Origin of the sequence: Novosphingobium fuchskuhlense (assembly GCF_001519075.1) — a bacterium.
GTDB classification, from domain to species: Bacteria; Pseudomonadota; Alphaproteobacteria; order Sphingomonadales; family Sphingomonadaceae; genus Novosphingobium; species Novosphingobium fuchskuhlense.
Map to the genome: position 1 here is coordinate 703,414 of NZ_KQ954246.1, position 17,539 is coordinate 720,952.

The following is a 17,539-nucleotide window of genomic DNA, read 5'->3' on the forward strand; positions in this document are numbered from 1 at the left end:
CTCTCCGTCAGACTGGTCGCCAGACACGCGCCTGACAGCGCGGGACCCCGGCGGGAGCGCGCCGTTTAGGGATTGTCCCGAGGCTGCGCAAGTGCACCTGCAACACGGCTGTCACAGTCCGGCAGATTATCGCGAATACCCTGCGGTCAGATCAGCTTGCCGGGGTTGAGCAGGCCGTGCGGATCGAGTGCCGCCTTGATCTGCCGCAGCAGGCCAAGCGCGACCGGATCGCCGAGCCGCGCGAGCTCGTCGCGCTTCAATTGCCCGATCCCGTGTTCGGCCGAGATCGAGCCGCCCCACCTTGTGACGAGATCGTGGACCTGGGTGCTGATCGCCTTGCCATCGGTCACCTGCCAGGTCGCGGGATCGACCCCGGCGGGCGCGATCACGTGGAAGTGGATGTTGCCATCGCCCAGGTGGCCGAAACCGACCGCGCGGGTGCCGGGCCATGCCGCCTCGATCAGCGGCACCGCCGCTTCCACGAAATCGGGCATCTTGTGCGTGGGCACGCTGATATCGTGCTGGACGGCCGGGCCGAGGGCGCGCTCGGCGGGCGCGATGCTGTCGCGCAGGGTCCAGAAGGCTTCGGCCTGGGCTTCGCTGGTGGCAATCGTCGCATCGGCGATGAGGCCGGCCTCGAAGGCGGAGGCGAGCAGCGCCTCGGCGCGGTCGGGCAGCGTGGCGGCTTCGGCCTCGCTCGTGGCGACGAGTTCGATCAGCGCGTGCCAGGCATGTGGCTCCGCAAGCGGGGCGCGGGCCGAGGGGAGGTAATCGCACACCGCCTCGAGCGAATGGCGCGGCAGGACTTCAAAGCCCTCGAGCGCGCCGCCCGCATGAGCCTCGGCATGGAGCAGCAGCGCGCGGGCATCGTGGAGGGAGGCAAGGCCGGCCCAGAGCACGGCGCGCGCCGCAATCGCGGGTTCGAGCCGCAGCGTGGCGGCGGTGACAATACCCAGCGTGCCTTCCGAGCCGATCAGGACCTGCTTCAGATCGAAGCCGCGGTTGTCCTTCTTGAGCGGGGTCAGCGTATCGAGCACCGCGCCATCTGCCATGACCGCCTCGAGCCCCAGCACCATCGCGCGCATCGTGCCGTGGCGCAGGACCTGCGTGCCGCCCGCGTTGGTCGAGACGAGGCCGCCGATCGTGGCGGAGCCCTTTCCGCCGAGGGTGAGGGCAAAGCGCAGACCCGCCGCCTCCGCCGCCTCGTGCAGCGTCTGCAGGATGACGCCGGCTTCGGCAGTGGCGGTGCGGTTTTCGGTATCGAGCGTGCGGATGCTGGCCATCCGGCGCAGGCTGAGGAGCAGCGCATGGCCGCCGGTGTCCGGCGTCGCGCCGCCCGACATGCCGCTGTTGCCGCCCTGGGGAACGATGGCCACGCGATGCTCGGCGCAGAGGCGCACGAGCGCGGCGACTTCCGCGGTTGAGGCGGGCGAGGCCATCGCCAGCGCGCGGCCGGTGAAGCGCCCGCGCCAATCGGTGAGCCAGGGCGCCATGAGATCGGCATCGGCGGTGAAGCCGCGGGGCCCAAGCAGCGCGGCAGCGGCAGCAAGGAACGGGGCGTGAGCGGTATCGGACATCGTGTGCCGCGCTAATCCCGCCGAGGCGCGGTGGGCAATTCATTTTTTCGCGCAAGCGGGTTAAGCCAAGGTTCAAATGCAAGTGCTAACGCGAGAGGCCGATTCTCGCCAAACACGGCATGTGCCCGGGGAAAGCGGGAAATCGCCCGGTTACAACAGTTTAGAGGGACCACACTGCTTCTGCCATCGCCATGACCGTGCTTCTTGGCCTTTTCGCGACCATCGCCCTTGCCCTGCCGGGTGTTCCGGCCGGCGCGCTCGTGTTTACGCCGCAGGATGGCGAAGGCTGGGCTGGCGATGCCTGGGATGAAGCGATGCCGCCGGCGGGTTCGCTGCTGCTGGTGAAGCCGCAGCCGGGCCAGCGGGCGGTTGACGCCGCGCCGGGGTTCAATCCGCTGGCCGATGACGTGTGGGACCAGGTGCGGATCGAGCAGCGCGTGATCATCCGCATCACCCCGCGCGAGCCCGGCCGCGATGCCCTGGCGCCCCAGGTGATGCCGATGCAGCCGGTGATGCAGCCCATGCTGGCGCAGCCGCGCAACACCTCGATCCGCGTGCGTGAACGCAAGGCCGGCAAGTGCATGCCGGCGCTCGGCATCGCGGCGGTGCAGCCGGTGACCGACGGGCGCCTGATGTTCTACATGCGCGACCGGCGGATGCTGGCGGCAGGGCTGGAAAAGGCCTGCAGCGCCAAAGACTTCTATCTCGGCTTCTACATGTCGAAGACGGCAGACGGCCAGCTGTGCGTGGGCCGCGACCAGATCCATTCGCGCGCAGGCACGACCTGCAAGCTCAAGGACGTGCGCGAATATGTTCCGGTCGATGGAAACTGAACGGACCGTGCCGGAACGGTAACCACTTTCCTTGACTTTTGGCTGGGTTTGGGACTAGGCGCGGGCTCACGACGGCGGGCCGCGAGGCCGGGCCATCCGCGCGCCGGACAATCTTGCGTGCACCTGTTTTCGGATCATCAGCCCACATGAAATTCGCCGATCTCGGCCTGTCTGACGAATTGCTCCAGTCGGTTCTCGACGCGGGTTACGATACGCCCACCGCGATCCAGGCGCAGGCCATCCCCTCGGTCCTGATGATGCGCGACATCATCGGCATCGCGCAGACGGGGACGGGCAAGACGGCCAGCTTCGTGCTGCCGATGATCGACATTCTGGCGCATGGCCGCAGGCGGGCGCTGATGCCGCGCTCGCTGATCCTCGAGCCGACGCGCGAACTGGCCGCGCAAGTCGCCGAGAACTTCGAGAAATACGGCAAGAACCATGACCTCAAGATGGCGCTGCTGATCGGCGGCGTGCAGATGGGCGATCAGGTGAAGGCGCTGTCGGACGGCGTGGACGTGCTGATCGCGACGCCGGGGCGGCTGATGGACCTGTTCGAGCGGGGCAAGATCCTGCTGACGGGCTGCGAGCTGCTGGTGATCGACGAGGCGGACCGCATGCTCGACATGGGATTCATCCCGGACATCGAGACGATCTGTTCGAAGCTGCCGCCGAATCGGCAGACGCTGCTGTTCTCGGCCACCATGCCGCCGGTGATCAAGAAGCTGGCGGACAAGTTCCTCAGCAATCCGAAGTATATCGAAGTGGCGCGGCCCGCTTCGAACAACACCAATATCGCGCAGCACAAGATTCACGTCACCACGCGCGGCAAGCGCGAGGCGCTGCGGCACCTGCTGCGCACCGATAACGTGGGCACCGCGATCATCTTCGCCAACCGCAAGACGACGGTGCGCGAACTGGCCAAGAGCCTGCAGCAGAGCGGTTTTTCGGCGGGCGAGATCCATGGCGACATGGACCAGAACGCGCGCAATGCCGAACTGCAGAAGTTCAAGGACGGGGTGATCTCGATCCTCGTCGCCTCGGACGTCGCGGCGCGCGGGCTCGACGTGAAGGGCGTGAGCCACGTGTTCAACTACGACACGCCGTGGCACCCGGATGACTATGTGCACCGCATCGGCCGCACCGGCCGCGCGGGCGCTTCGGGCCGGGCATTCACCTTCGTGACCGATGACGACGCCGAAGCCATCGCCAATGTCGAGAAGCTGACGGGGATGAAGATCCCGGTGTTCACGCTGGATGGCGGGGATGCCGCTGCTGAGGTTCCGGTGGCGGAAAAGCGCGAGCGGGCACCGCGGGCTGAGAAGGCGCCGCGCAAGGCGCGCGCGCCCAAGGCTGCTGCTGAGCCGGTCGCCGAAGTGGAAGCGCCGCGCGAGGTTGCGGCAAAACCGGTGCGAGCAAGGCGGGATGAACCGCGTCCGCCCAAGGATGTGCTGACCGAACTGCCTTCGCAGCCGGGCGAGTGGAACGGGCCGGTGCCGGGTTTCCTCAGCGTTTCGGCGCTGTAATTCCTCACCGAAACGGGGAGGGGGACCACCGCAGGGGGTGGAGGGGCAGGCTCGGCTTTGCGCCGGTCGCTTTCGACGACAGCAATTCTCTCCCCATTCCCGCCTGTCCTGAGCTTGTCGATGGACCGTCCTTTTCTTGCGAGGCAAGCGCGTGATCCAAGGAAAAAGCAGCCCTTCGACAAGCTCAGGGTAGACGGGGTTTGGGGTGCAGGCCTTGCTTTCAGCTTTCTCTGATTTCCTTCGGTGCCCTGCCATCTGTCTGCATCTTCGCAGAACAACTTGTAAAGCTGCCGTTCCCCGCTCCGCCTGGCGCTTGTCAGTCGTGTGTTCTCGACCATTGACTTGGCGCAAGGAATCAGAAGCTATAACCTGTGCGGCTGAAAAGCAGCGGCAGCCTTAAATAACAGGACACCCGCTGCGATAGTATCGCGCTGATGCTTTCGCCTATGAGCACCAATCGAGGTAATTACCCATACTTCAAGGATGCGCCAAGCCATAATACACATCCAACGCATGCCAACAAGATGCCAGCGCCAAGTGCAGCCGACCACCGCTTCTGCAGCACAAACATGCCAAATGCTATGGGTAAGGATACAATCATTGCAAGCCAGAAAGTCCCGAATAAAAGGCCCATGATCGATCTACCCAGAAGCCATGCAAGATTGGTGTCAACCGATTTGCCTGACTGTTTCGGCTGAAGCAACGGAGACCATATACCGAACGACCGGGTCAGGGTGAACGCTGTCATACACTAGCGCAATGCGCTTGCCCTCAAGCCGCCTTCACAAAGCTGTCAATCACCCGCTTCCGATCGCCGGTCTCGAAGTCGATCTCCAGCTTGTTGCCTTCCTGCGCCGCGACCGTGCCGTAGCCGAACTTGTCGTGGAACACGCGGGTGCCGACGGTGATGTCGGTGCGGGGTTTGGCGGCGAAGCTGGCGGCGCTGCGGCTGGGTTCGGCGATGCGTTTGGGGGCGGGGTCATAGGTGGTGGCGGCGGCGCGCTGCCAGCCGGGGCCGCGTGATTGGTTGCGCGCGGGGTTCACGCTGGCGACGTGCGCGAAGGGGTCGGAGTGTTCGGACCACTGCGCGCGCCAGAGGGAGGCACCGCCGCTCATCGTGGTTTCTTCCTCGATGTGATCGGCGGGGAGTTCGCCGACGAAGCGGCTGGGGATCGAGCTGGTCCACTGGCCGTAGATGCGGCGGTTGGCGGCGTGGAGGATGGTGCAGCGTTTGCGCGCGCGGGTGATCGCGACGTAGGCGAGGCGGCGTTCTTCCTCCAAGGAGGCGAGGCCGCCTTCATCGAGCGCGCGCTGCGAGGGGAATACGCCTTCCTCCCAGCCGGGGAGGAACACGTTGTCGAATTCCAGCCCCTTGGCGGCGTGGATGGTCATCACGGTGACTTTCTCGGTATCCGCCGCCGCGTCGTTGTCCATGACGAGGCTGACGTGTTCGAGGAAGTCCCCCAGCGTCTCGTACTCCTCCATCGCGCGGGCGAGTTCGACGAGGTTTTCGAGGCGGCCTGAGGCTTCGGTGCTCTTTTCGGCCTGCAGCGCGGCGGTGTAGCCGCTTTCGTCGAGCACGGTGCGCAGGAGTTCGGCGGGGACGAGCGTTGCCATGGCATCGCGCCAGCCGATGAAACTGCGCATCAGGCTGGCAAGCGTGGCGCGGGCGCGGGCCGGGAGTTCGTCGGTATCGCACAGCTCGATCGCGGCGGCGGCGAGAGGGATATTGCGGGCGCGGGCGTGGCGGTGGAGCTTCTCCAGCGTCTTGTCACCGAGGCCGCGCTTGGGGGCGTTGTAGATGCGCTCGAACGCCAGGTCGTCCTGCGGGGAGGCGATGACGCGCAAGTACGCGAGCGCGTCGCGGATTTCGGCGCGTTCGTAGAAGCGGAAGCCGCCGACGATCTTGTAGGACAGGCCGATCTGGATGAAGCGGTCTTCGAATTCGCGCGTCTGGAACGAGGCGCGCACGAGGATGGCGATGCGGTCCAAGGGCGCGCCTTCGCGTTCGAGGCGCTCGATCTCCTCACCCACGCGGCGGGCTTCCTCAGGGCCATCCCACACGCCGATGACGCGGACCTTGTCGCCGCCATTGACCTCGGTCCACAGGTTCTTGCCGAGGCGCTGGCTGTTTTCCGCGATGACCCCGCCAGCCGCCGCCAGAATGTGCGGGGTGGAGCGGTAGTTCTGCTCCAGCCGGATCACCTTGGCGCCGGGAAAATCCTTTTCGAAGCGCAGGATATTGGCGACTTCTGCGCCGCGCCATGAGTAGATCGACTGGTCATCGTCGCCCACCACGCAGATGTTCTTGCGCCCTTGCGCGAGGAGGCGGAGCCAGAGGTACTGGACGGCGTTGGTGTCCTGATACTCGTCCACCATCACGTATTTGAAGCGGCTCTGCCAGCTTTCGAGCACTTCGCGGTGGGCCTTGAAGATGGTGAGCATGTGGAGCGTGAGATCGCCGAAATCGCAGGCGTTGAGCGCGCGCAGGCGGTCCTGATAGAGGGCGTAGAACTTCGCGCCCTTGCCATTGGCGTAAGCCTCGTTGTCGAGCGCGTCGAGGTCCCTTGGGCCGAGGCCGCGGTTCTTCCAGCGATCGATCAGGCCAGCCAATTGGCGCGGAGGCCAACGTTTGTCGTCGATGCCTTCAGCCTGGATGAGCTGCTTCAGGAGGCGCAGCTGGTCGTCGGTGTCGATGATCGTGAAGGTCGATTGCAGGCCGACCAGTTCGGCATGGCGGCGCAGCATTTTCGCGGCGACCGAGTGGAACGTGCCGAGCCAGGGCATCCCCTCGACCGAAGGGCCGATCAGTTGGCCGACCCGCTCGCGCATTTCGCGCGCGGCCTTGTTGGTGAAGGTGACGCAGAGGATTTCCGATGGCCACGCCAGGCGGGCGCGCAGCAGGTGGGCGAGGCGCGCGGTGAGCGCAGCGGTTTTCCCCGTGCCCGCGCCTGCAAGCATGAGCACGGGGCCCTCCGTTGTCAGCACGGCCTCGCGCTGCGGGGGATTGAGGCCATCAAGCCAGCTGGAATCGGGTGCGGTTACGAGAGTCACACCGGAACAAGTAGGGAACTTTGCGGTCCGACGCAACCGCGCAGCGGCGACTTTCCAGCGGCTTCAGAACTCCGCCCAATCGCCGTCCGGTGCCGTCTTCAGCGCAAGATTGCCGGTGACGGGAAGCGGCGCAGCCTTGCGCACCGCGCGGTGCATGGGCGCAGGTGAGGGCGCAGTGGCCGGCGCAGGAGAGGCGAGGGCCGGACGTGCGACCTGGTCAACCGCGAAACGCTGCATCTGGCTGCTGAGCTGCTGCGCCACGTCCGCCAGCGTGCGCGATGCAGCGGTGCTTTGCTCGACCATCGCGGCGTTTTGCTGGGTCATCCGATCGAGTTCGCCGACGGTGATGGCGACTTCGGCGAGCATGGCGGACTGGCGCTCCGCGCTTTCGGAGATGCCCTCCACCAGCGCGCTGACACCGCCGACGCGCCCGACGATCTGGTTCAGGACCGCGCCCGTTTCACCGACGAGCGCGACGCCGCGATCAACCTCGGTGCCGGAGGCAGCGATGAGCTGGCCGATCTCGCGTGCGGCATCGGCGCTCCGTTGGGCCAGCGCGCGAACTTCGGTGGCGACGACTGCGAAGCCCTTGCCGGCGTCGCCCGCACGCGCCGCCTCGACTCCGGCGTTGAGCGCGAGGAGATTGGTCTGGAACGCGATCCCGTCGATCACGTTGACGATCTGCGCGACGCCTTGCGAGGATTGCTGGATTGCCTGCATCGCGTCGACCGCGCGGGCGACGACGCTGCCGCCGCTTTCCGCCTCACCGTGCGCTTCGGAAACGGCGCGGTTGATTTCGGCGGCGCGGGCCGCGCTTTCGCGCACCAGCGTGGTGACCTGCTGCATCGCGGCGCTGGCTTCCTCGAGCCGGGCCGCTTGCGCTTCGGTGCGGGAGGAAAGATCAGCGGAGGCGGTGCGGATTTCCGCTGCTCCGGTATCGATGGCGCGGGCCGAGCCCGTCACCTGGCTCATGGCATCGGCCAGCTGCGCCAGCGCCGCGTTGAAATCGCTGCGCAGAGCCTCGGATTCGCCGGGAAAGGGCGTGGTGATGCGATAGGCGAGGTTGCCGCGCGCGAGTTCGTTCATTGCGGTGCTGAGTTGCCCGACCATGACGTCGCGCTCGGCCGAGGTGAGGCGCAGCGCCACGGCCTGATCGCGGAACACGCCCATCGCGCGGCTGAGCCTGCCGACACAATCCTGATAGTCGGTCCGTTCGATCACGCTGTCGAGATCGCCCGCAGCAAGCGCCTCGGTGCGCAGCACGGTGCCGACATAGGGATCGCAGATGCGCCGCCGGGCGACGCGCACGGTGATGACCGTTAGCACCAGCGCTGCGGCCGAGAGCAGCAGCACGAACGGGCCAGCCCCACCGAGCGCAAGCAGCGTGGCGAGGATGGACAGGGTGACGAGACCGACGTGGACGCCGAGCAGGGCATCGAACTTCTGCCGGATCGGTGCACGTTTTTCGAACCATTCAAGCATAGGGAGTCTATCCTGCTGCGATGCCCTGCTACCTAGCGGGAAGGACTTGACGAAACCGCTCCACTTGACAACGCGCTTGACCGCAGGCGCTGGTTTACCGTGTGTTCATCAGAACTCGGCCCATTCGGTATCCGGCTGCGGCTTGAGCGCCAGCGCGCCGCTGGTGCGGAGCGCGCGGGCTGCCGGCGCGAGTTGCGGCGGGGGAGGAGCAGGGCGGTGCGGCGCGAGGGTGGCCACCTTGCCGGTATCGAAACGGGCCGTCTGCGTGGTAAGCTGCTGCGCGACGCCGGCCAGCGTGCGGGCCGCGGCGGTGCTTTCCTCCACCATCGCGGCGTTCTGCTGGGTCATGCGATCAAGCTCGCCAACCGTGCCGGCAACGTCGGCGAGCATGGCGGACTGGCGCTGGGCGCTTTCGGAAATGCCTTCGATCAGCACGCTGACTTCGCCCACGCGCCCGACGATCTGGCGCAGGACCTCGCCGGTTTCGCCCACGAGCGCGACGCCGCGCTCGACCTGGCTGGTCGAGGTGGTGATGAGCTGGCCGATCTCGCGCGCCGCATCAGCCGACCGCTGGGCGAGCGCGCGCACTTCGGTGGCGACGACGGCGAAACCGCGGCCAGCCTCGCCGGCGCGGGCGGCCTCGACCCCTGCATTGAGGGCGAGGAGGTTGGTCTGGAAAGCGATGCCATCGATCACGCTGATGATCTGGGCGACTTCCTGCGAGGAGCGCTGGATCGCATTCATCGCCTCGACCGCGCGGACGACGACAGAATCGCCGCTGGCGGCCTCGCCGCGCGCCTCGGAAACGGCGCGGGTGATCTCGGCCGCGCGCCCGGCGCTTTCGCCGACAAGGGCGGTAACCTGCTGCATGGCGGCGCTGGCTTCCTCGAGCCGGGCGGCCTGCTGTTCGGTGCGGGCGGCAAGATCATCCGAGGCAGCGCGGATCTCTGCGGCACCGGTGTCGATCGAGCCGGCAGAGGAGGTTACTTCCCCCATGGCGCCGGCGAGCGTGCCGAGCGCCGCGTTGAAATCCTCGCGCAGGCGTTCGGTCTCGCCCGGGAAGGGCTTGGTGATCCGGTAGGCAAGGTTGCCGCGCGCCAGCTCGCCCATCGCGCGGGTCAGTTCGCCCGAGACGATCTCGCGCTCCACGCGGGTTGCCTCACGCAAGGCGACGGCCTGATCGCGGAACACGCCGAGCGCGCGGGAGAGGCGGCCGACGCAATCACCGTAATCGGTGTGGCCGATCGGGCTGTCGAGATCGCCGGCGGCGAGCGCTTCGGTGCGGACGACGGTTGCGACATAGGGATCGCAGATCATCCGGCGCGTTTGCAGGACAAACACGGCGGTGAGGGCGAGAGCGGCAGCGGGCGCGAGGAAAGCCGCCGCCCCGAAGCCGGCGAGCGCGAGGGCGGTGCCGAGGCCGGCCGTGCCGACGAAAGCGAGATGTACCCAGAACATGGCCATGAACTTGGCGCGGATCGGCGCCTGCCTTTCAAACCAGTTGCTCATGGTCGCCAAACTCTCCCAGCCGATCGTGGATCCGACGCGGACCTCTAGGCCGGGGTGATTGACGATGTGGGAAACGATGGCATAGCGGCACGTGCTGGGAAGGGCCTTAGAACTAGGTTAACCTTTCAGCGCGGGGGATCAGCAAGGCCATGGCCGCTTCGAAAAATCCGTTCGTGGTCCATGCGCGCGTGCTCATGGCCAGCCTCGTCGGCACGGCGGTCGAGTTTTATGATTTCTACATCTTCGGCACCGCTGCCGCGCTGGTGATCGGGCCGCTGTTCTTTCCCGCCGAAAGCCAGGCGGCACAGACGCTGCTGGCGCTGATGACCTTTGGAATTGCCTTTTTTGCCAGACCTGTAGGCGCAGTGGCGTTCGGGCATTTCGGAGACAGGGTGGGCCGCAAATCGACGCTGGTGGCGAGCCTGCTGCTGATGGGCATCTCCACGTTTCTGGTCGCGTTCCTGCCCGGTTACGCGGTTGCGGGCTGGGTGGCGCCTGCGCTGCTGTGCCTGCTGCGCTTTGGCCAGGGCTTTGGTCTGGGCGGCGAATGGGGCGGTGCCTCGCTGCTCGCGGTAGAGAATGCACCAAAGGGCATGGAGGCCCGTTTCGGCATTGCCGCCCCGTTGGGTGCGCCGCTGGGGTTCCTGTTCGCCAACGGGCTTTTCCTGGTGCTGGGCCTCACGCTCAGCGAATCGGACTTCCTGAGCTGGGGCTGGCGCGTGCCGTTCCTGGCGAGTTCGCTGCTGGTGATCCTGGGGCTGTGGATCCGCCTCAGCATTGGCGAGACCCCGGCGTTCAAGGCGGCGCTCCATGCCGCGCCGCCGCCGCGCGTACCGCTGGGCACGCTGCTGGCCGAGTATCCCGGCGCGGTGCTGGCGGGAACGATGGGGGTGATCGCGTGCTTTGCGCTGTTCTACCTCGCGACGACTTTCGCGCTTTCCTTCGCGACGACCAAGCTGGGCTACCCACGCGAGACGGTGCTGGCGATCCAGCTGGGCGCAGACGTGGTGTTTGCCATCGGCATCGTGGTTTCGGGCTGGTGGTCCGATGCCGCAAGCCCGCGCACAGTGATGGCGGTAGGCGCAGGGCTCACCGCGCTGGTCGGCTTCGTGTTTGGCGCGGGGCTGGCGGCGGGATCGCTGCTCGTGCTGTTCCTGACCCTCTCGGCCGCGCTGTTCGTGATGGGGCTATGCTATGGCCCGATCGGCGCGTGGCTGCCTTCGCTCTATCCGGTTTCGGTGCGCTACACCGGGATATCGCTGGCGTTCAACATGGGCGGGATCGTGGGCGGCGCGCTGGCACCGCTGGGCGCGGCGTGGCTGGCGACCCATGGCGGGGTGATCTGGACCGGCCTTGTGCTGACGGTTGCCGGGTTGGTGACGCTGGTTGGCGTGCTGGCGGCGCCGCGAGGGTAATTGCCGCTCCGACCTGCCGGCGGCAGGCCACCTCCCCATTCGAGCTGCGCAAAACCGGGGAGGATCAGGAACCCACCCGCATCAGCGTGAGCCGCGCCTTGCCGACCTTGCGCTCCGCATCCATTTCCAGCGCGCGCACCCCGGCGGGTTCATCGGCGTGGGTTTCGAGGCTGACCCAGGTGCCCGGGCCGATCCAGCCGAGCCGCAGCAGGCGGTCTATGGCGACCGCGCCCGCGCCAGAGCCATATGGCGGATCGAGCATCACCACATCGAGCGGCGCGGGCGCAGGGCCGAGCGCGAGGACCGAGGCCGCGCGTACGTCGCACTGCGCCTGCGCCTGGAGCGCGGCGATATTGGCGCGCAGCGCGCGGATCGCGGCGGCGTCCTGCTCCACGAACAGGGCCTTGGCCGCCCCGCGCGAGAGCGCCTCGAGGCCGAGCGCGCCGGAGCCGGCGAAGAGATCCGCCACGGCGAGCTCCTCCCAGCTGCCGAGGCGGCTGGTGAGCATCGAGAACAACGTCTCGCGCGTGCGATCAGCGGTGGGGCGGGTGGTGTCGCCCGCGGGAGCCTGCAATTTGCGGCCGCGCCACGTGCCGGCGATGATCCTGAGCATCAGCGCTTTGCCCCCGGCTTGCCGCCGCTCTTGCCCGCTGGCCCGGGGCCGCTGCGGCGGGGCGGGCGGCCGCTGGGCCTGTCTACCAGCTTGCCCGCATCGGGGCTGAGACGGACGCGCTGCGCGCTGGCGCGGCGGGGGCGTTCGGGTTCGCGTTCGGGCACCGGGGCAACCGGCGCGGGCTTGGGCGCGCGCGGCGGCGCCGCCTTGCCGGCGTGGACGGCCTGCTGCACGCGGGTCGCGTGATCGCCCGCAAGGCCCTTGCGGAAACGCTCGACCACAACTTGCGGCACTTCTTCTGCCGCGCCGCGCGGCAGCTCGCCCAGATCGAACGGACCGTAGCGCAGGCGCAGAAGGCGCGAGACTTCGAGCCCGAGATGCTCGAGCACGCGGCGCACTTCGCGGTTCTTGCCTTCGGTGAGGGTCAGCTCGATCCACTTGTTGCGGCCCGCGCTGCGTTCGAGATTGGCGTTGATCGGGCCATAGCGGATGCCCTCGATCTCGATCCCCTGCATCAGCTCGTCAAGCTGGCCCTGCGCCACATCGCCGAACGTGCGCGCGCGGTAGGTGCGCGGGACGGCGTTGGCAGGCAGCTCCATCGCGCGCTTCAGCTCGCCATCGTTGGTGAGGAGCAGCAGCCCTTCGGTGTTGATGTCGAGCCGGCCGACCGGCATCACGCGGCCCGCGCCCTGGGGCAGGGCATTGCGCAGCGCGGTGTAGATCGTGGGGCGGCCGGTGGGATCGCGCTCTGCCGTGATCAGGCCCGAAGGCTTGTGGAACATGAACAGGCGTGGCGGTTCGGCCGCGGCGACGGGGTTGCCGTCGACAGTGACACCGCGCAGGTTCCTGAGGATCGTGGCAGGGGTGGTCACGACCTCGCCATCGAGCGCGATGCGGCCTTCGGTGATGTAGCGCTCAATCTCGCGCCGGCTGGCGACGCCGGCGCGGGCGAGGAGCTTGGCGATGCGGTCGCCCTCGCGCGGGGTGCCATCATCGGCGGGCGCGCGGGTCTGCGGAACCGCTGGCGCCTTGGGCAGGCGCGGCTTGGGGATCTTGTAGGGAGCAGGCGCTGCCGGGTTGCGGCGCGAGCCGGTGCCTTTGCCTGAGCCGGTCGGAGCCACGGGCCTTCCCGGGCGGCCGCTCCTGTCTTTGGGGGGGAATGCCATCGCTTGCCCTTACGCCGGAGCGCGCGCCGCGTCACCCTGCTTCGTGTCAGGGGGCTTCGTAGGCGGCAATCTCGCGCTGGCAGATCTCGTGGAAGCGGCGGATGCCGCCTTCGAGCGTGCCAAGTGTAAGCTCCGTGATTGCGCCTGAGGTCAGGCCCTGCTGGCCAAGTTCGGCGGCGCGGAAGTCTTCGGCGCCGAAGACCTGCCCGTCCAGCAAGTCCCAGCTGCGGCGCCAGTGGTCCTCCGCCTTTTCGGTCTGCGGAGCCTCGGCGATCAGCATGAAATCCTCGACGAGGGTGAGATCGTGCGCCTGCGGCATGATCGTCATCAGGTTCACGTAGTCCGGGCTGATGACGATGACAGTGGCAGGGAAGAGCTGGTAGGCGAACGTGGCGACGCGGCGCAGGGCCGGCCAATCGGCAAGGTCGACGCCCTCGAGTTCGGTCGCGCGGCCGACGAGCGAGCGCATGTGCGGGCCGACCTCGTCGCCCGCCGTCACCCCGTCCTTGAAATAGGGGCCGATGGTGCGGGCGTGGAGGCGCTGGACGTGGTAGCTTTCAAGGAAGGCATCCATGATCAGCTTCCAGTTGGAGGCGACCCGGTGCGTGCGGCGGGCATAGAGATGGTGCGCGCCAAGGTCTGCCGCCGCGAAATCGGCGCTGATTTCGGCGGCCTGCGCGAAATCGGCCTGCATGAAATCGGCCTGCTGGGGCGCGAACCAGATCAGGCCGCCGGCTTCGAGACTGGGGAGCTCGATCAGACCGTGGGACGACTGATCGAAGGCAGGGAAGGTATCGGGCCGGGGCAGGGCGAGGAGCTTGCCATCGGTGCTGTAGGTCCAGGCGTGATAGGGGCAGACGAGGCGCTTGGTGCACTGGACTTCGCCGCCTTCGACGAGCCGCGTGCCGCGATGGCGGCAGACGTTCAGGAAGACATGCGCCTTGCCGGCGGCGTCGCGGGTGAGGAGCAGGGGCCTGCCGGTGGCATCGTGGGGCACGGCCATGCCGGGATCGGGCAGCAGCGCGGAAGGGGCGACGACTTGCGGGGCGCGGTCAAACAGCGCGGCCTTCTCGCGCGCCCAGTGGGCGGGATCGGTATAGACGCTGGCGGGCACGTGGGTGATCGCGGCAGCCTTGCGGCCGACGCCTGCCGCGACCAGGCGGGCCAGTTCCAGCTGGCCAACGGTGGGCCGCATCGCTCGTTCAGTGGTGGCCATTTCGCGGCTCTCCCCCGGTTTCATCACTCTCCGGCGCTAGGCATAGCGCAATTTGCCGCTTAGCATGCAGGGTAAATTGACAGCGGGGACAAGGGTTTCGCATGGCTTCGACCGGGGTATCCACAGCGACGGAAGCGGAAAAGCCGCCGCGCCCCAAGGGGTTTCGCCTGCTGATGGTGGCGCTGCGCACGCGCAAGTCTGCGACCATGCTGGGCTTCGGCTTTTCCTCCGGCCTGCCCTATGCGCTGCTCTTGGGCACGCTCAACGCGTGGCTTGGCGAGGTGAAGATCGACCTTGCCACCATCGGCGTGCTTTCGTGGATCGGGCTTTCCTATTCGTTCAAGTTCCTGTGGTCGCCGCTGGTGGACCGCATGGCGCTGCCGGGGCTGGAGGCGCTGGGGCGGCGCAAGAGCTGGATCCTGCTGTGCCAGATCGTGCTGGTGCTGGGCTTTGCGGGGTTGGCGGCGACCGATCCCGCGCAGGCCATCGGGACGTTCGCGCTGTTCGCGTTTCTCGCCGCGCTGGCGTCTGCGACGCAGGACGTGGCGGTCGATGCCTGGCGGATCGACGTGGCTGACGTGGATACGCCGGTCGAGCTGCTCTCTTCGATCTACCAGTTCGGATACCGGATTGCCTCGATTGTCGGGGGCGCGCTGGCGCTGGTCATGGCGGGGCGGATGTCGTGGCCGCTCGTTTATCTGCTGATGGCGGGGCTGATCGGCCTAATCTGCGTGGTGACCCTGCGCGCGCCCGATACGCCAAGGCCGGAGCAGGGCACGCTCCACGCCGCGCTGGCGCAGCCGGGCGAGCTGACCCCCAATGCGCGGGGGATCGCGCTGCTGATCGTGGGCACGAGCTGGGCCTGGGCCATCGGCACCATCGTGCGCTTCATGGTGGTGATGCTGAGCCCGCTGGGGCCGGGGGAGAAGCACCCCTCGGTCGGTGATTTCACGCGCGAGTTCGGGCCGCTGATCGTGGCGGCGACGGTGGCCGTGCCGCTCATGGTGGCGGCGGTGACCAATGCCATGCGCAGGCAGGGCCGCGCCGTGCTGACCGCGCCCGACACGCGGCGTTCGGCGGCGCGGACGGCGGCGAACCACCTTTACGTGGCACTGATCGCACCGCTGGCGGAATTGGTCGCGCGGCTGGGCTGGGGGGTGCTGGTGGTGATCGGCATGATCCTCACCTACACGCTGTGCTACAACGTGTGGTCGAGCTTCGCCTTCCCGTTCTACCTCGATTTCCTGCACTATTCGAAGGACGAGGTGGCGTTTGCCTCCAAGGTCTTCGGCATTTTCATGACCATCGCGGGGATCAGCCTGGGCGGCTATCTGTTCCTGCGGCTGGGGCGGATGCCGACGATCCTGATCGGGGCGGTGCTGCCGATGCTGGGCAACTTCGTCTATGCCGATCTGGCCGAGGGCGCGGTGCATATCGATGCGGTGGGCAAGGCCATCGGCCTCCACACGCTCTTCGCGCTGTTCGGCTTCGATCCGCGCATGATCCGGCTGCTGCTGGCGATCAGCTTCGAGAATATCTCGACCGGTATCGCGGGGGCGGCCTTCGTGGCCTATCTCTCCGGAATCGTTTCGAAGCAGTACACGGCGGTGCAATATGCGCTGATGTCTTCGCTGACGTTCCTGATCGGCTCGCTGGGGCGCGGGATCGCGGGGGAGGCGTTTGACCTCTACGGCTATGCCACGGTGTTTCGCTGGACGGCGGCGGCGGGGCTGGTGGCGGTGCTGTTCGTGTGCGCGGAATGGGTGCGGGTGGCGCGGGACACGGCAGTGCGACCCCCTGATGAAGCAGCAGCTTAGTCCGGCGCTTCGTCGTTCCGCTTGAGCACATCGCCTGCGAGGTAGAGCGAGCCTGCAATCAGCACATCGCCCTCCGCCGGCAGTGCGGCGAGGGCTTCGGCAACATTGGCGAAGCTGCGCACCGGAAGCGCGGTGAAGGGCGCGAAGTCTGCGGGGCTGTGGGCTTCGTGGCCGGGGGCGGGGACGATGGAGACCGAGGCGAGCTTGCCTTCGAGCGGGCGCAGGATGGCGCTGGGGTCCTTGCTTGTCAGCATGCCCATGACGAGGTGAAGCGGCGCGGAGTCTGCAAAGTGGCGGGCGATGGCCTGCCCGGCGTCGGGGTTGTGGCCGCCGTCGAGCCAGACGGTGCGCTGGCCTGCGAGCGCGGTGAGCGGCCCCGCACCGAGGCGCTGCAGGCGGGCGGGCCAGCGGGCGGCCTTGATCCCTTCGGCCATGGCTTCGGGGCTGACCGGAACGATGTTCTGGTGGCGCAGCATGGCGACGGAGAGAGCGGCGTTGTCGGCTTGGTGCGAGCCTGCCAGCGTCGGCAGGGGAAGGCTGAGGGTGCCCCTCGCGTCGCGGTATGCGATGGTCTCGCCGGTTTCAGCCCACCAGTCGCGGCCGCGCAGGGCGACGGGCGCGCCGATGTGGCTGGCCGTGGCAAGGACGCTGGCGAGGGGGCTTTCGGCGTAGCTCTGGACGACGAGCGGCGCGCCGGGCTTGGCGATGCTGGCCTTCTCGAAGGCGATGCGGGCTAGCGGATCGGCGGGCGTGCCTGCTTCGGGCACCAGCAGGAAGGCCTCGTGATCGATGCCCAGCGTGGCGATGCCGCAGACGGCGGGGTTTTCGAGGACGTTGGTGGCATCGAGGCGGCCGCCGAGGCCGGTTTCGATGACGCAGGCGTCCGCCGGGGTTTCCGCAAACGCGAGGAAAGTGGCGACGGTGGTCACTTCGAAGAAGCTGGGGCCGAGGTCTGCGGAGGCATCGAGCACGCGTTCGAGGAGATCGGCGAGGCTTCCGTCGCTGATGAGCTTGCCGGCGACGCGGATGCGTTCGTTGTAGCGGACGAGGTGCGGCTTGGTGGCGGTGTGGACCACGAGGCCCTGCGCTTCGAGGATCGCGCGCAGGTACGCGCAGGTCGAGCCTTTGCCGTTGGTGCCGGCGACGTGGAACACCGGCGGCAGGCGGCGCTGCGGATTGCCGAGGCGGGCGCAGATGTCGCGCACGGTATCGAGGCCGAGGCGGCCTTGCGGGAGGGAGAGCGCGCCGAGACGGTCCAGCTGCGCCTGCACGCGCGGGTTTTCGGAAATGGCGAAGTCGCGCAAGGTTTACCCCTCCGTCAGCCCTTCGGG

Annotated in this window: 11 protein-coding genes and 1 pseudogene; 4 read left to right on the forward strand and 8 right to left on the reverse strand. The window is 67.6% G+C overall.

Annotated features, from left to right (window positions below):
* Nucleotides 1–146 precede the first annotated feature (146 nt).
* Nucleotides 147–1,577, reverse strand: a complete 1,431-nt coding sequence (locus AQZ52_RS17140) for an FAD-binding oxidoreductase (RefSeq protein WP_067913783.1) — start codon at nucleotides 1,575–1,577, stop codon at nucleotides 147–149.
* Between the two features lie 191 nt (nucleotides 1,578–1,768).
* Here AQZ52_RS17140 and AQZ52_RS17145 point away from each other — a divergent pair, with 191 nt between their 5' ends.
* Both AQZ52_RS17145 and AQZ52_RS17150 read left to right on the forward strand, forming a co-directional pair.
* The gene (locus tag AQZ52_RS17145; protein WP_067913786.1) at nucleotides 1,769–2,410 is read left to right on the forward strand and encodes a hypothetical protein; all 642 of its coding nucleotides are present in this window, start codon (nucleotides 1,769–1,771) and stop codon (nucleotides 2,408–2,410) included.
* Nucleotides 2,411–2,556: 146 nt separating this feature from the next.
* A complete protein-coding gene (locus tag AQZ52_RS17150; protein WP_067913789.1) occupies nucleotides 2,557–3,936 on the forward strand; it encodes a DEAD/DEAH box helicase in 1,380 nt (459 codons plus the stop codon).
* Nucleotides 3,937–4,707: 771 nt separating this feature from the next.
* Here the strand turns inward: AQZ52_RS17150 and AQZ52_RS17155 are convergent.
* From AQZ52_RS17155 to AQZ52_RS17165, 3 genes are all read right to left on the reverse strand, one after another.
* Nucleotides 4,708–6,990: an ATP-dependent helicase gene (locus AQZ52_RS17155; protein ID WP_067913792.1), complete on the reverse strand. Its 2,283-nt coding sequence runs from the start codon at nucleotides 6,988–6,990 to the stop codon at nucleotides 4,708–4,710.
* A gap of 63 nt (nucleotides 6,991–7,053) precedes the next feature.
* A complete protein-coding gene (locus AQZ52_RS17160) occupies nucleotides 7,054–8,472 on the reverse strand; it encodes a methyl-accepting chemotaxis protein (RefSeq protein WP_067913795.1) in 1,419 nt (472 codons plus the stop codon).
* 108 nt (nucleotides 8,473–8,580) lie between these two features.
* A complete protein-coding gene (locus tag AQZ52_RS17165; RefSeq protein WP_067913798.1) occupies nucleotides 8,581–9,981 on the reverse strand; it encodes a methyl-accepting chemotaxis protein in 1,401 nt (466 codons plus the stop codon).
* Between the two features lie 149 nt (nucleotides 9,982–10,130).
* On the opposite strand from AQZ52_RS17165, the gene AQZ52_RS17170 reads away from it, so the two are divergent.
* On the forward strand, nucleotides 10,131–11,396 hold the full coding sequence (locus tag AQZ52_RS17170) for an MFS transporter (RefSeq protein ID WP_067913801.1): 1,266 nt from the start codon (nucleotides 10,131–10,133) through the stop codon (nucleotides 11,394–11,396).
* Nucleotides 11,397–11,460: 64 nt separating this feature from the next.
* On the opposite strand, the gene rsmD is transcribed toward AQZ52_RS17170, so the two are convergent.
* From rsmD to AQZ52_RS17185, 3 genes and pseudogenes are all read right to left on the reverse strand, one after another.
* A complete protein-coding gene (gene rsmD / locus AQZ52_RS17175; RefSeq protein ID WP_067913804.1) occupies nucleotides 11,461–12,009 on the reverse strand; it encodes a 16S rRNA (guanine(966)-N(2))-methyltransferase RsmD in 549 nt (182 codons plus the stop codon).
* 254 nt (nucleotides 12,010–12,263) lie between these two features.
* Nucleotides 12,264–13,175, reverse strand: a pseudogene (locus tag AQZ52_RS17180) (pseudouridine synthase); the annotation flags it as partial.
* A gap of 46 nt (nucleotides 13,176–13,221) precedes the next feature.
* Complete coding sequence (locus AQZ52_RS17185) at nucleotides 13,222–14,391, reverse strand: aromatic ring-hydroxylating oxygenase subunit alpha (protein WP_240481736.1); 1,170 nt, start codon at nucleotides 14,389–14,391, stop codon at nucleotides 13,222–13,224.
* 101 nt (nucleotides 14,392–14,492) lie between these two features.
* Here AQZ52_RS17185 and AQZ52_RS17190 point away from each other — a divergent pair, with 101 nt between their 5' ends.
* Complete coding sequence (locus AQZ52_RS17190) at nucleotides 14,493–16,208, forward strand: AmpG family muropeptide MFS transporter (RefSeq protein WP_067913810.1); 1,716 nt, start codon at nucleotides 14,493–14,495, stop codon at nucleotides 16,206–16,208.
* On the opposite strand, the gene AQZ52_RS17195 is transcribed toward AQZ52_RS17190, so the two are convergent.
* The gene (locus AQZ52_RS17195) at nucleotides 16,205–17,512 is read right to left on the reverse strand and encodes a bifunctional folylpolyglutamate synthase/dihydrofolate synthase (RefSeq protein ID WP_067913813.1); all 1,308 of its coding nucleotides are present in this window, start codon (nucleotides 17,510–17,512) and stop codon (nucleotides 16,205–16,207) included. The genes AQZ52_RS17190 and AQZ52_RS17195 overlap by 4 nt on opposite strands.
* Between the last annotated feature and the right edge of the window lie 27 nt (nucleotides 17,513–17,539).